At 68.8% G+C, this 14,299-nt stretch carries 11 protein-coding genes; 9 read left to right on the top strand and 2 right to left on the bottom strand.

Features of this window, described 5'->3' with window-relative positions; genetic code table 11:
• The first annotated feature begins 39 nt into the window (after window positions 1-39).
• The 6 genes from rplQ (at window position 40) to glmM (ending at window position 7,213) form a co-directional block, all read left to right on the top strand.
• Entirely contained in the window at window positions 40-543 is a 504-nt protein-coding gene (rplQ, locus tag I6B53_RS09060) for a 50S ribosomal protein L17 (protein ID WP_216763911.1), read from the top strand.
• A 129-nt stretch (window positions 544-672) separates the two neighbouring features.
• On the top strand, window positions 673-1,641 hold the full coding sequence (truA, locus tag I6B53_RS09055) for a tRNA pseudouridine(38-40) synthase TruA (protein ID WP_253953852.1): 969 nt from the start codon (window positions 673-675) through the stop codon (window positions 1,639-1,641).
• Window positions 1,638-4,526 carry an alpha-1,6-glucosidase domain-containing protein gene (locus tag I6B53_RS09050; RefSeq protein WP_216763910.1) on the top strand — a complete coding sequence of 963 codons (2,889 nt, stop codon included), beginning with the start codon at window positions 1,638-1,640 and terminating at the stop codon, window positions 4,524-4,526. The genes truA and I6B53_RS09050 overlap by 4 nt, the downstream gene beginning before the upstream one ends.
• 173 nt (window positions 4,527-4,699) lie before the next feature.
• The gene (gene rplM / locus I6B53_RS09045; RefSeq protein WP_216763909.1) at window positions 4,700-5,143 is read left to right on the top strand and encodes a 50S ribosomal protein L13; all 444 of its coding nucleotides are present in this window, start codon (window positions 4,700-4,702) and stop codon (window positions 5,141-5,143) included.
• 44 nt (window positions 5,144-5,187) lie between these two features.
• Entirely contained in the window at window positions 5,188-5,679 is a 492-nt protein-coding gene (gene rpsI / locus I6B53_RS09040; RefSeq protein ID WP_216763908.1) for a 30S ribosomal protein S9, read from the top strand.
• Between the two features lie 172 nt (window positions 5,680-5,851).
• A complete protein-coding gene (gene glmM / locus I6B53_RS09035; RefSeq protein ID WP_216763907.1) occupies window positions 5,852-7,213 on the top strand; it encodes a phosphoglucosamine mutase in 1,362 nt (453 codons plus the stop codon).
• A 211-nt stretch (window positions 7,214-7,424) separates the two neighbouring features.
• Here the strand turns inward: glmM and I6B53_RS09030 are convergent, their stop codons facing one another.
• Window positions 7,425-7,976 carry a VOC family protein gene (locus I6B53_RS09030; RefSeq protein ID WP_253953851.1) on the bottom strand — a complete coding sequence of 184 codons (552 nt, stop codon included), beginning with the start codon at window positions 7,974-7,976 and terminating at the stop codon, window positions 7,425-7,427.
• 46 nt (window positions 7,977-8,022) lie between these two features.
• On the opposite strand from I6B53_RS09030, the gene I6B53_RS09025 reads away from it, so the two are divergent.
• Window positions 8,023-8,412 carry a MarR family winged helix-turn-helix transcriptional regulator gene (locus tag I6B53_RS09025; RefSeq protein ID WP_253953850.1) on the top strand — a complete coding sequence of 130 codons (390 nt, stop codon included), beginning with the start codon at window positions 8,023-8,025 and terminating at the stop codon, window positions 8,410-8,412.
• Here the strand turns inward: I6B53_RS09025 and I6B53_RS09020 are convergent.
• Entirely contained in the window at window positions 8,409-9,440 is a 1,032-nt protein-coding gene (locus I6B53_RS09020; protein ID WP_216763905.1) for a LacI family DNA-binding transcriptional regulator, read from the bottom strand. The two genes, I6B53_RS09025 and I6B53_RS09020, sit on opposite strands and share 4 nt — an antisense overlap.
• 137 nt (window positions 9,441-9,577) lie before the next feature.
• Between I6B53_RS09020 and I6B53_RS09015 the strand changes: the two genes are divergently transcribed.
• Window positions 9,578-12,808, top strand: a complete 3,231-nt coding sequence (locus tag I6B53_RS09015) for a glycoside hydrolase family 2 TIM barrel-domain containing protein (RefSeq protein WP_216763904.1) — start codon at window positions 9,578-9,580, stop codon at window positions 12,806-12,808.
• Window positions 12,809-12,874: 66 nt separating this feature from the next.
• A complete protein-coding gene (locus I6B53_RS09010; RefSeq protein ID WP_216763903.1) occupies window positions 12,875-14,287 on the top strand; it encodes an extracellular solute-binding protein in 1,413 nt (470 codons plus the stop codon).
• Window positions 14,288-14,299 lie beyond the last annotated feature (12 nt).

Here is a 14,299-nt window from a genome sequence, read left to right as displayed (position 1 = left end):
ACGCGTCCGATGGACGCATGAATCCACAGGAGACAATCCATGCCCACCCCCAAGAAGGGTGCCCGCCTGGGCGGCAGCCCGGCACACCAGAAGATCATCCTGGCCAACTTGGCGGCCCAGCTCATCGAGCACCGTGAGCTGGTGACCACCGAGGCCAAGGCGAAGATGCTGCAGCCCTACATCGAGAAGCTGGTCACCAAGGCCAAGCGCGGTGACATGCACGCCCGCCGCACCTTCCTCAAGAAGGTGGCGAGCAAGGAAGCCGCCTACCTGCTCTTCGAGGAGATCGTCCCCGCGATGGACCCCGAGCGTCAGGGCGGCTACACCCGTCTGACCCGCGTGGGCAACCGCAAGGGCGACAACGCCCCGATGATGCAGATCGCCTTCGTCATGGAGCGCGTGGAGAAGAAGGCCGTGGTCTCGTCCGCGACCAAGACCGCTGCCGCTGCCGCTGCCGCCAAGAAGGAGGAGGCCAAGGCCGCCGAGGAGACCCCCGCTGAGGAGACTCCGGCCGAGCAGGCCGAGACCACCGAGGACAAGTGAGCCGGGGCGGCCAGTGGCCGCCCACCTGCTGACGTGAGGGCCGGGGCCCGGGATCACAGTGATCCCGGGCCCCGGCCTTCACCCCGCACACGGTGTTCCACCCCGGTTTGGGGGCACTACGCTGAGCCCGTGAGCACCGACCTGCCGACCTCCACTGACGCGTCCCTCACGCCGAGGGTGCGCCTGGACCTGGCCTATGACGGCACACGCTTCCACGGGTGGGCCGCCCAGCCGGGAACACTCACCGTGCAGGGGATGCTCGAAGACGCGCTGGAGACTCTGGTGGGCCAACGCCTTTCGGTGACGGTGGCCGGGCGCACCGACGCCGGCGTCCACGCCCGCCACCAGGTGGTCCACGTGGACCTGCCCCGCTCGGCCTGGGAGCGCCTCGTGCGCACACCGGCCGCCGATGCCGGGCCTGAACGGGACGGGGAACAGGATCGCTGCACCGCCCTGGTCCGGCGCCTCAATGCCCTGCTGGCGCTGGCGGCCGCACAATGGTTCCGAGAGCGCGGCCTGGCCTGCCCGAAGGGTGTCACCGACGTCCTCATCCACCGGGCGGGTGTCGTGTCCACCGACTTCGACGCGCGTTTCGCGGCCACTGGGCGGGCCTACGCCTACCGGGTGGTCCCCGGCGGCCACCGGGACCCGCTGCGGCGCCATGACGTGGTCTGGGTCGATGCGGCACTGGACGTTCCTCTCATGGCCGAGGCCGGGCGGGCCCTGCTCGGCGAACACGACTTCCTGTCCTACTGCCGGCCGCGCGAGGGGGCCACGACCAGCCGCACCCTCACCCGCCTGGACGTCGAGGAGGACCCGCAGGGGATCATCACCTTCCGGGTCGAGGCCGACGCCTTCTGCCATTCGATGGTGCGTTCCCTGGTCGGGGCCCTTCTTGAGGTGGGACGAGGGCGGCGCGCACCCGAGTGGCCGGCGGAGTTGCTCGCGGCGGCCTCGCGTGAGAGCGCGGCGCCGGTTGCCCCGCCCCACGGACTGACCCTGGAGCGGGTCGACTACCCGCAGGCGCAGGAGTGGGCGGCGCGGGTGAGTCAGGCCCGTCGTCGACGCGACGAACCCTGCTGCGGGGAGGCCGAGTGAGCGCCCCGCAGGGGGCGCGGGCGATCTGGGTCGACGCCACGCACCTGGCCCTGCCGCAGGACCTTGCTCCCGAGGGCGCTCGCGTGCGCTTCGGCGCCCACCCGGAGCTCGCCCTTGGGGACCTCGGCCCCACAGGGGTGGAGATCACCGCCCGGGCGCCGGAGCTTCGCGGGCGCGCCTGGCGGGTCTGGGCCGTCGAAGTGGCCGATGCGCCTCCCCCTGGAGGCCGCGCCGCCGGCGCCACCGGCCAGGCCGGTGCCCTGCGGGAGGCGGTGGCGGCGCTGTTGCAGGATGCGCCCGTGGTCGAGGTGACCCACCCGGATGGCCGCATGCACTCCACTCGCACCCAGATCGCCCGCGCCCTCGACGACCTCTACGCCGAGGCCGCCGACGCGCCGCTGGGCACCCAATGGGACGGGCGAGTGCCGACACTCCACCTGTGGGCGCCCACCGCCGTCCTGGTCGAAGTGGAAGTGGACCTCATGAAGGGGCAGGAACCACTGGTCCTTCCCGCCAGGCGCAATGCGGCCACAGGAATGTGGAGCCTTCGTGGCAAGGAGTCCTGGTACGGCGCGAAGTACCTGTGGCGGGTCCACCTGGTCCTGCCCGAAGACGCCCTGGACAGCGGCGGGGGAGCGCGTGGCATCGCCGGAGCCCCCACCCCGGGGCCGAGCCCCCACCAGATCGTCGGCGCCCCCACACCGACAGGGGTCCGGGTGGTCAACCGTGTCACCGACCCCTGCTCGGTGGCGCTTTCCCGGGACTCCCGCTGGAGCGTCCTGGCCGATCCCGCCGATCCCGACGGGCTGCCCGAGGAGTGGCAGGCCAGCGCGCCCCCACCCCTGGACCCCCGGAGGGCGCGGAGCATCTGGGAAGTCCACATCGCCGACTTCAGCGCCCGCGACTCCTCGGTCCCCGCGCATCACCGCGGCACCTACATGGCCTTCACCCACCCCGACTCGACCGGTATGCGCCACCTGCGTTCCCTGGCCGAGGCGGGCCTGGACACCGTCCACCTGCTGCCCACCTACGACTTCGCCACCGTCATCGAGGACCCCGACCTGCGGTCCTTCACCCGTGAGGAGGAATTGCCGCCCCCACCGAGCGACCCGGCAAGCGAGACCCCCCAGCAGCTGCGCGCCCAGCGGGCCGCAATCGACTCCTACAACTGGGGTTACGACCCGTGGCACTGGAACGTGCCCGAAGGCTCCTACGCCACCGGCGGGAACCAGGACGGCCTGGCACGCCTTCGCGAACACAGGAGCATGGTCGCCGCCCTGCACCGGGCGGGACTGCGTGTCGTCCTGGACGTCGTCCACAACCACATGAACGCCTCCGGGCAGGACCCCAGCTCCGTCCTGGACCGGGTCGTGCCCGGGTACCACCACCGCCTGGACGCCGACGGGTGCGTGCAGGGCTCCGCCTGCAATGACGACACCGCCACCGAACACATGATGACCGGGCGGATGGTGCTCGACTCGGTGTTGCACTGGGCCCGCCACTTCCGTGTCGACGGCTTCCGCTTCGACCTCATGGGCCACCTGCCCCTGGAGCTCATGCGCCGCATCCGGCGAGCCCTGGACGACCTGGACCCTGACGCCGACGGCATCGACGGCCGCCACATCATGCTCTACGGGGAAGGATGGGACTTCGGGCCGGTCGCCGGGGACGCCCTCTTCGTCCAGGCCCGGCAGGTGAACCTTGCGGGAAGCGGAATCGGCGCCTTCAACGACCGCCTGCGAGACGCCGTGCGCGGCGGAGGCCCCTTCGACGAGGACCAACGCGCCCTCCAAGGCTGGGCCACCGGTCTCGCCCTCGCCCCGAACGGCATCGGCGGCGCCACAGGAGCCTCGGGCCCCGACCCAGGTGCCTGTGCGCGACTCGGACACTTGAGCGACCTCGTCACCCTGGGAATGCTCGGGGCGCCCGCGGACCTGCCGATCCTCTGCCACGACGGGGTCGTGCGCAAAGGGCGTGACATCTCCTTCCGCGGGGCGCCCGCCGGATGGACCCGTGATCCCCTCGAATGCGTGAACTACGTCGACGCCCACGACAATGAAACCCTCTTCGACGCCCTCGTGTGGAAGCTTCCGGTCGACACCCCCATGGACCAGCGCATCCGCGTGAACACCTTGGCCCTGGCCACACTCGCCTGGGGGCAGGGCATCTGCTTCTGGCACGCGGGCACCGAGGTGCTGCGTTCGAAGTCCCTGGACCGGGACTCCTTCGACTCCGGCGTGGCCGTCAATGCGGTGGACTGGAGCCTGTCCACCCACGGCTTCGGCACGGGCCTTCCCGGGTGGGGCAAGAACGGGCGCCGGTGGGACCTCATGCGCCCCCTTCTGCGCAACCGCCTGTTGCACCCCTCGAGGGCGGACATGGAGCTCGCCCGAGACATGGCCCTGGACCTGCTGCGTGTGCGTTCCTCGACGCCCCTGTTCGCGCTTGGAACAGGGGCCCGGGTGCGTGAGCGGATGCGTGTTCCCGCCCTGGAGGTCCTCTCCGGCGGAATCGACCGGGACGGGCGCCGGGTGCCCGGCGTGGTCGCCCTCGTCGTCGAGGACGCCCCCGGTGGCCAGACCGGGCAGGACCTGGATCCGCGGGTGGACTCGATGCTCATCGCCCTCAACCCGGCGCCGTGGCAGGTGCATGTGCGCGTCCAGGACCTTGTCGGCAGGGACCTGCGCGTGCACCCTCTCCTGGCACATGGCGCCGACCCGTTGGCCGGACAGGTCGCGTGGGAGGCGTCCCAGGGGGTGCTCTCCCTGCCGGGCCGTACGGCGAGTGTCCTGTGGGAATGGGCTGCCGGGTGCGCTCCCGGGGGCGAGGGCGAGGCGGGTTCGGGCGCCCGTGAGGAGTCGGCCACAGTGGGGCGACAGCTTTGACCCGGTGCGCGAGCACTGCATAGACTGAACGACGCTGTGCGTCAGCGGTACCCCGGTGCTTTCCCACTCGCCGGTGTTCCACACGTTGGCGCCTCGCGCGAACCGTTCCGTGAGCGGGGCCGCCGCATGTCGGCGTCCTGCTTAGCCGACCAGAAGAATTGAAGGTTACGCCCGTGCGCACCTATTCACCGAAGCCGGGGGATGCCGACAAGAAGTGGTACGTCATCGATGCCACCGACGTCGTCCTCGGTCGCCTGGCGACCCATGTCGCCGCCCTCCTGCGTGGGAAGCACAAGCCGACATTCGCCCCTCACATGGACATGGGCGATTTCGTCATCATCATCAATGCGGACAAGGTCGCCCTGACCGGCAAGAAGCTCGAGCAGAAGATGGCCTACCGCCACTCGGGCCAGCCCGGTGGTCTGACCGCGACCCCCTACCGTGACCTCATGGCCGAGCGGCCCGAGCGTGCGGTTGAGAAGGCCGTCCGCGGCATGCTTCCCCACACCAGCCTCGGTCGCGCGCAGCTGCGCAAGCTGCACGTGTACGCCGGTGCTGAGCACCCCCACGCCGGCCAGACGCCGGTTCCCTACGAGATCACCCAGGTCGCCCAGTGAGCGCTTCGCGCCCCTGAGCCAACCGAACGTCACTGAGGAGAACTGTGGCTGAGACCACCGAGATCGTCGAGCTGGACGAGGAGACCGCCCCCAGCTCGTACACCACCGAGACCGAGTCGGCGCCTGTCGGAGCCGGCCAGTCCATCACCGCACCCGGCGCGGGACTGGGCCGCCGCAAGGAGGCCGTTGCCCGCGTGCGCCTGGTTCCCGGAACCGGCCAGTGGACCATCAACGGTCGCACCCTGGAGGACTACTTCCCGAACAAGCTGCACCAGCAGCTGGTCAAGTCGCCCTTCGTCCTGCTGGACCTGGACGGCCGTTTCGACGTCATCGCCCGCATCAACGGCGGCGGCATCTCCGGCCAGGCCGGTGCGCTGCGCCTGGGCATCTCGCGAGCCCTGAACGAGATCGACCGTGACGCGAACCGTCCCGCCCTGAAGAAGGCCGGCTTCCTGACTCGCGACGCCCGCGCCATCGAGCGCAAGAAGGCCGGCCTGAAGAAGGCCCGCAAGGCGCCGCAGTACTCGAAGCGCTGACCCGCTCTGGCGTCACCGATCGCCGCAAGGCCCCGTCCTCGTCGCCGAGGGCGGGGCCGCAGCGCGTTTCCGGCCTTTCGTTCGGCCCCGCGCTGCCCTGCCCGTTCCGGCGATGCTTGTTCGGCGAGTACGCTGGAGACCAGTTCGACCCCGTGATCGGAAGGCACCGCACATGACCAGGATGTTCGGCACGGACGGAGTCCGCGGCCTCGCCAATGACCTGCTGACCCCCGCCCTCGCCGTCCAACTCGGCGAAGCCGCCGCCCGCGTCCTCACCAAGGACATCCCCGCCGGGAACCTGTCGCGCACGGGCCGCCCTCGCGCGATCGTGGGACGCGACACCCGCGCCTCGGGCGAATTCCTCGACCATGCGATCTCCGCGGGCCTGGCGGCCTCCGGCGTCGACGTCACTCGTGCCGGAGTCCTGCCGACCCCTGCGATCGCGCACCTGACCGCCACTCAGAACATCGATCTCGGCGTCGTCATCTCCGCCTCGCACAACCCCTTCCAGGACAACGGCATCAAGTTCTTCGCGCGCGGCGGCTACAAGCTCGAGGACTCCGTCGAGGATGAGATCGAAGCCCTGCTCGGGAAGGTGTCCGGCCGACCGACGGGCGCGGGCGTGGGCCGCGTCATCAAGGGCGAGACGGTCGCCGACCAGACGTACATCAACCACCTCGTCGACTCGGTCGGCACGGACCTTTCCGGCCTGCGCATCGTCGTCGACGCCGCCAATGGTGCGGCCTCGTCAGTCGGCCCTGCGGCGCTGCGCGCGGCCGGCGCCGAAGTCATCGCGATCAACGCCTCGCCCGACGGGCTCAACATCAACGCCCACTGCGGCTCGACCCACCCCGAGCAGCTCCAGAACTACGTGACCTCCGTGCACGCCGATCTGGGCGTTGCCTATGACGGCGATGCGGACCGCTGCCTCGCGGTCGACGCCGAGGGCCGCCTCGTCGATGGGGACCAGATCATGGGCATGCTCGCAGTCGGCATGAAGGCCGACGGCACGCTCGGCTCCGACACCCTCGTGGTCACCGTCATGAGCAACCTCGGCCTCATCCTCGCAATGAAGGAGCACGGCATCCGCACCGTCCAGACGGGCGTGGGTGACCGCTACGTCCTGGAGAAGATGCTTCAGGGCGGCTACACGCTCGGAGGCGAGCAGTCGGGCCACGTCATCGATTCGCTGCACGCGACCACGGGAGACGGTGTGCTCACTTCGCTGCGCATTGCGGCGCGCATGAAGCGCACGGGCCAGTCGCTCAAGGACCTGGCGAGCATCGTGACGCGCCTGCCGCAGACGCTCGTCAACGTCAAGGGAGTCGACAAGGCGAAGGCGGGCACCGATTCTGCGGTGCAGAAGGCCGTCGCCGCTGCGGAGGCCGAACTCGGCGAGACCGGTCGTGTTCTCCTGCGCCCGTCGGGTACGGAGCCGCTGGTGCGCGTCATGGTCGAGGCCGCCACTCAGGAGCAGGCCGATTCGGTTGCGAATCGCCTGGCGAAGGTCGTCGAGGAGAATCTTTCGCTCTGAGGCCGCATCTTCGTCTCAGTCGGCCGAGCAGGGACGGGGGGCGAAGCGGAGTTCCTCGATCTGACGCCGCCGCATCGCACGAGGAGTCCTCCCTGTTCTTGGACCTTCTGCGATGGCGCGCCGCCGAAGCGGTTCCGCTTCGGCCCCGTCGGTCCGCAAGAGCTCCGGCGGGGTGATGCTCCGGCGGTGTGACGGGGCTCGGCGGTCAGGCTCAGAGCGCCTCGGGTCGAGTGAGATTCCGCATTGCGTCCATGAGAGTGGTGTAGACGAGGCTCGGCTTCCGATCATGCCACTCCGTGTCGCCGACTCGTTCGGATTGCGGCAGAGGTCGGGTCGTCGGCTCATAGAGCCACCAGAGGTTTCGCCAGGGATCGAGCAGGCGAGCGATTCGACAGCCGCCGTAGAAGTCGGAAACGGGCGTGACGATCTCGGCACCGAGGGCGACGGCTCTGTCGAGGCACATTCGGGCATTCGACACATAGACTTGAAGGAAAGCGGGCGTGAAGGGCCAGTCCGGTTTTCGGTCGCTGAGCATGATCGTGGAGTCGCCGATGACGACTTCGGCGTGGATGATTGATCCATCACGATCGGGAGTCCGTACCTGCGTGGTCTCGTGCCCGTCGAAGACTGCTTCGACGAAACGAATGAAGCCGATGGCGTCGGGGACGATGGCGAACGGATTGATGGTGTTGTGTCCTGTCGGTGGGGACGGTGTTGAGAGAGGCATGTAGACATAATCTATGAATAGTTCGGGTGGAGTCAAGTATCGCTGGGGCGCGAGTTTTCTCCTGGCTGCCCTCGGTCGGCGGGTGGAGCGGGCGTGGAACACCTACCTGGTCGAGCAGGGGATCTCCACGGCGCAGTTCGCCACCATGGCGGCATTGGCGGAAGGGGAGAGAACCCAAACGCAAGTCGCCGCCGCGACAGCCGTCGATCCGCGCAACATGGGCCCTACGATTCGAAAACTGATCGAAGCCGGTTGGGTCCAGACCCGATTGAACCCCAATGACGCGCGGTCTCGCCTTCTGAGCCTGAGCGTCGCCGGCAGGGCCTGGTGGGATGAGGCACAGCCTCGCCTTCGTCGCGGTCGCGAACAATTCTTCCGCGCCCTGACCTCGGACGAGCTCGCCACTCTGGAGGCCTTGCTGGGCAAGCTCGAGGCAGCGCACTCTCACGAGTCGACCAGCGCATCGAACTAGTCGCGATTCGGGGTGATCCGCACGGAGGTCCCCCACACCGGGACGGTCGGAATGGTGATGACGCTGCGGGCGGTATCGGGCTCCTCGATGATCCCGATGAGTGTGTCGACTGCGAGCCGAGTCATTTCGCGCAGTGGCCACTCGACTGTGGTCAGGCGCGTTCCTTCGATTCCGCTGCGCTCTTGGCCGCCGAATCCAAGGATGCTCAGTCGCTCCGGCACGTCCATGCCGAGTTCGTCGGCGGCCTTGAACACGCCCGCCGTCTGGGAGTCGTCGGCGCAGAAGATCAATTCGACGAGGGGATCGCGGGTGAGGACGTCCAGTGAAGCCGTGTAGGCGCTCGCTTCGTTCCAGTCGGGCAGAGTCATCATTCGCGCGCGTTCGCCGAAGCGGGCAAAGAGGGGGTTCTGGCGGGAGTGGTTCGTGTTGGGGCCCGCGAGGAACACCGCGTGGGCGCGCTCCGCGCTGGGCAGGGCGAGGCGGTCGAGGATCGCGATGACACCGGCGGACTCGTCGATCCTGACGAGGGAGCGGGTGTGCGTGGAGTCCGGGGTCTCGATCATCGACATTCCGACGACGGGGATTCCCATGTCGGCCAGGAGGGTGTTGGCGAACTGTTCGGCCGAGGTGGTTTCTCGGATGACTCCGGCGAGGGGGGTGTCGGTGATGAGGGAGCGGATGACTTGTGCGTCGGAGACTTCTTCGCTGCTCTGGAAGAGCGGGACGAGCAGGTATCCGCGTCGCTGGATCTCGATCATTGCGGTGGTGAGGACCTTGTGGACGACGGGAACGAATGGGTCCTCCGGCAGCTCGGCCATGAGCAGGGCGATCATAGTGCTGGTGCCTTTGCGCAGGGACCTGGCGGCGGCATTGGGCACGTACCCCAGAGTCCGTGCGGCCTCTTCGATGCGGGCGATGGTGGCCGAGGCGATCTTCAGTTCTTCGCCGCGTCCGTTGAGCACGAGCGAAACCGTCGAGGGCGCGACCCCGGCAAGCTGTGCGACCTGGGCGCGGGTCGTACGAGGCACGGCGGCTCCTTCGATGGGGGAATCTGGTCCGTATCGTATCCCCGTGCCGCTTGAGGACAATGGCCGGTTCGGTGGGGGAGAAGACACGGTCGACAGGAAGGTGTCCAAGGCAACTATATGCTGTTAGCCTACGGAGCATGGCTACTCAGAGTGGAGACGGCGCCCTCATCGACGATGGCGCCGAACCTGCATGGACCCCGTCGGGCCCCCACAACGGCCGCGTCCTGGACCATCGCTCCTGGCCGGGATCACAGGAGGAGACCATCGACCTGGGCGGAACGTGGTCCTTCCGCCTGCATCCCTGCGACCCGGACCCACTGGGGCCGCACGTGGGCGGGGAGGAACCCGTGCTCGACGACCACTGCGAGAACATCGATCTTCCCGCCCACTGGGTCCTCAGCGGACCTGGACGGGGCCACCCGACCTACACGAATGTCGTCTACCCCTTCCCCCTCAGCCCGCCCCACCCCCCGCAGGACAATCCCACCGCCGACCACTGGCGTGAATTCGACCTGCCTGACCACTGGTGCGACGGCTCCCAAGTGCGCCTGCGTTTCGACGGGGTCGAATCCCTCCTGCGGGTGTGGGTCAACGGACACTGGGTGGGATTGAGCTCCGGCTCGCGCAACCCCCGCGAATTCGACGTCACCGACCTCGTGCATCCGGGGAGGAACCGGGTGACCCTGCGTGTCAACCAATTCGGCCCGGGCACCTACCTGGAGGACCAGGACCAGTGGTGGCTGCCCGGAGTCTTCAGGGATGTCACCGTGCACAGACTTGTCTCGGGGGCGATCGAAGACCTGTGGGTGCGCACCCGGTGGGACCCCGAGAGCGCCCACGGGGCACTGCAACTGCGCATGCGCTTCCAGGGCCCGGCGCCCCAGTGGGTGCACCTGGAGGTGGCCGGTCCTGCCCGCCGCCTCGCCCTGGTCCCCGACGGGCAGGACCCGCAAGAGTTCATCTCCGAATGGGTCGACATCGGCCCGGTCCGCCCTTGGAGCCCCGAGGAGCCCGTCCTGCACGAGGTGCGCGTCGAGGCCGCCGGCGCCGAGCGCACCTGCCGTGCGGGTTTCAGGCACGTGGAGATCCAGGACGGCGTCCTCATGGCCAATGGCCACCCCCTGGTCCTGCGCGGGGTCAACCGCCATGAGATCCGCCCCGATGCCGGGCGCGTCTTCGACGAGGACTTCGCCCGGGCGGACCTGGCCCTCATGAAGTCCTTCAACGTCAATGCCCTGCGCACCAGCCACTACCCTCCTCACCCACGCCTGCTGGACCTGGCCGACGAGATCGGCCTGTGGGTCGTGCTCGAATCCGACATCGAGACCCACGGCTTCGAAGGGGATGGGCGGTGGCGCGGCAACCCCAGTGACGACCCCGCCTGGCGCGAGGCCTTCCTGGACCGGACCCGCAGCGCCTTCGAGCGGGACAAGAACCACCCGAGCATCCTCATGTGGTCCTTGGGCAATGAATCCGGTGACGGAGTGAACCTGGAGGCCGCTGCCGCATGGATGAGGCAGCGGTGCCCGGAAGCGATCCTCCACTACGAGGCGGACAGGTCCTTGAGGTACACGGATGTGCACTCACGGATGTACCCGACCCTGGAGGAGGTCGCCGCCGTCCTTGACGAATCCGACCCGATCGCCGAGGTCGCCGTACCCGTCCACCCGGCCTCGCGCGTGGACGCCCGGGCCCGGAAGCGGATCCGCAGCGCCCCCTACCTGCTGTGCGAGTACCTGCACGCCATGGGGACGGGCCCTGGCCAGGCCCGGGGCTATGTCGACCAATTCAGCCACCGGCGCCATTGCGGTGGCTTCGTGTGGGAGTGGCGCGACCATGCCCTGTGGAAGGACGGGCCGGAGGGGCCGACGCTGGCCTACGGAGGGGATTTCGGGGAGGAGATCCACGACGGCAACTTCGTGTGTGACGGGCTCGTCTCGGCGACCGGCGAGGTGTTCTCGGGCCTGGTGAACTGGGCGGGCGAGATCGCTCCGCTCCGCGTCCAGGTCCAGGCCGACCCGCACACGGGTGCTCTGTGGTCTCGCGTGCGTGAGCCGTGGGGTCCGGCGATCCACTCGGAACTGCATCTGCGGTGGGCGCTGCAGGCCCTGGACCTCGATCTGGCGGACGGGGTGGGGGCGGCCGGTGTGACCGGGGTCCTGCCCCTGCCCAGCCACTGCGGTCCCGAAGGGGTGCGCATCGACCTGGAGGAAGCCACGGTCGCCTTCAGGCAGGCGCGCGCCGCCCATCCGGGCGTTGCATGGGCCGTGCACGTCGTCCTGGTCGATGAGCGTGTGCCCGGTGCGCCTCTGCCTGCCGGTCCGTGTCCGGCCCGCATCGGCGACTGGCTGCCGGTACCCGTCGGATTCGACGACGGCTGCGGGCGGCGGACGCTGGTCCGCGACTGCCTCGTCATCGAGGCCGGCAGCGAGAGTGGCACCCGACCCGACGGGCCCGCCATCGCCCTCGGCGGATTCACCGTTGACGAATGGGGCAGCCTCACCGAGGTGGCCGGCCTTGCGATCGGGCCGCTGGAACTCAGCGTCTTCCGGGCACCCACCGACAATGACCGCGGTCGGGGCCCCATTGACCACTGGGGCATGGACGAGGCCGGAGCGCTCGGCCAGGGATTGGGAGTCGGCGGCACCTCCGATGCCGCCAGGTGGCACGAATCGCACCTGGACCTGCCCAGACGGCGCTTGGTCGACCTGCAGGACGAGGGCGATCGCGTGCTGGTCGAGGAGGAGTGGGGATTCCCCACCGAGGACTTCGGCGCCCATGTGCGGCTCTTGTACGCGGCCGTGCCGGGTGGTGTGCGCATCCAGTGGGAGGCGAGCCCCCATGGTCGGTGGCCCGCCCGCATTCCCAGGTGCGGCCTGCGCCTGGCCCTGCCCGGCACGGGCTGGCGTGCGCGCTGGGTCGGCACCGGCCCGGGCATCGCCTACCCGGACATGTCCGGCGCCTCATGGCCGGGAGTGTTCGAGGCCGAGGTGCGGGACATGTGGGAAAGGCGGGTGCGTCCCCAGGAGGGGGGAAACCGCCCGGGGCTGCGTGACCTCGTCCTCACGGGCGAGGGCGAGGCCCTTCGCCTGCGCATCGACGCCGCGACCTTGCCCTCCTTCTCCCTGGGACACTGGCGTGAGCAGGACCTGGAAGGCGCTGCGCACTGGGAGGACCTGGGTGCCGGCGAGGGGACGTGGCTGTGGCTGGACGGCGGGCACGGGGGCCTTGGAACGCGCTCGTGCGGGCCGGATGTCCGCCGCGAGGCCGAGCTCATGATTGCGCCTTTGAACATCACATTTTCATTACGGAGGTGTCACCGGTCATGGTCACGGTATACGCTTTCCGCAGCACCTAACACGAGATAGTCGGTGCGGGGGCAGTGGCGCCTCACCCGGCCCCGAAGGACGAACACTGACCAATGGAGGTCACCCATGAAGCAACGGAAACTTGGTGCCGTGCTCCTGAGCGGCATCATCATCACCACCTTGGGCCTGTCGGCCTGCTCCGGCGACAGCGCCACTTCTGCGGGCCAGTCCGGCGCGGCCGGCGCCGGCGCCGAGATCCCCGCTCCTGACGTCGCCTGCGACATCCCGGCGGGCAACCTCGACGGCTCGGCCATCGACACCTCCACGGTCGAAGGGGAGATCACCTTCCAGACACAGGGGCTGCAGGCCGACTTCGGCGACTTCTTCAAGGCGAAGATCAAGGAGTTCGAGGACGCCAACCCCGGTGTGAAGATCAACTGGACCGACCAGGGAGGCGGCGGCGAGTTCGACCAGACGATCACCGCCCAGGTGACCAACTGCAAGATGGCCGACGTCGTCAACGTCCCCTCCTCCACGATCCTCGCCCTGTCCAAGGCGAACCTGCTCATGGACTACGACGTCAAGGCCCCGGGAATCGGCGACAAGTTCGTCCCCTCGATCTGGGACTCGACGGCCCTGGGCGCCAATGACCACCACACGGCACTGCCCTGGTACTACGGCCCCTACATCACCACCTACAACAAGGCAGTCTTCAAGAACGCGGGCCTGGACGAGAACAAGCCCCCGGCAACCATGGAGGAGATGTTCGACCAGGCGGCAGAGGTCGCAGCCTCCGGCAAGGGCGACTTCGGCATCTACGGCTCGCCCGAGTGGTACATGGTCGCCCAGCTGCACGGCATGGGCGTGAACCTGCTCAACAAGGACCGCACCGCCTTCGACTTCGCGTCGAACCCCGTGGCCATCTCCTACGTGACCAGGTTCGCTGAGCTGTACAAGAGCGGCGCCGTCCCGAAGGACTCCCTGACCGGCGAGCCCGACCCGGGCAAGGCCTACGCCAACGGCAATCTTGCCTTCGGCACGCCCAACGCCTCCTTCCTCAAGTCCGTCAAGGCGAACAACAAGGGCGTCTACGACAACACCGGCGTGGGCCCCTTCCCGACGAACAAGGACGTCAAGCCCGTCTTCGAAGGCCAGTACATCGCCGTGTCGGTCACCACGAAGAACGCCCCGCTGGCCATGGAGTTCGCCGAGTGGATCACCAATGCGGAAAACGAGCTCGCATGGACCCGTGACGGTGGAGCCATCATCTTCCCCGCCGCAACCGAGGCCCTCGACAAGCTTGCCGCCAACCCGCCCGCCATCGCGGACGACCCGGTGTTCAAGGCCGCCTACGAGCAGGCCGCAGCCGCCGCCAAGGAGGCCGAGGCCTACCCCGACGTCTTCTACCTCACCGGTGGAGTCCAGGCCGCCCTCGTCGAAAACGTCAACAAGGCGATCCGCGGCGAGGTCGAACCCGAGAAGGCCCTGATGACCGCCCAGGAGCAGATGAACAAGCTGCTCAAGGAACTCAACGGCTGATCGGGACCAACC

The organism is Schaalia sp. 19OD2882, from assembly GCF_018986735.1.
Lineage (GTDB): Bacteria > Actinomycetota > Actinomycetes > Actinomycetales > Actinomycetaceae > Pauljensenia.
The sequence above is the reverse complement of the archived record's forward strand: the minus strand, read 5'-3'. Positions and strand labels throughout refer to the sequence as shown.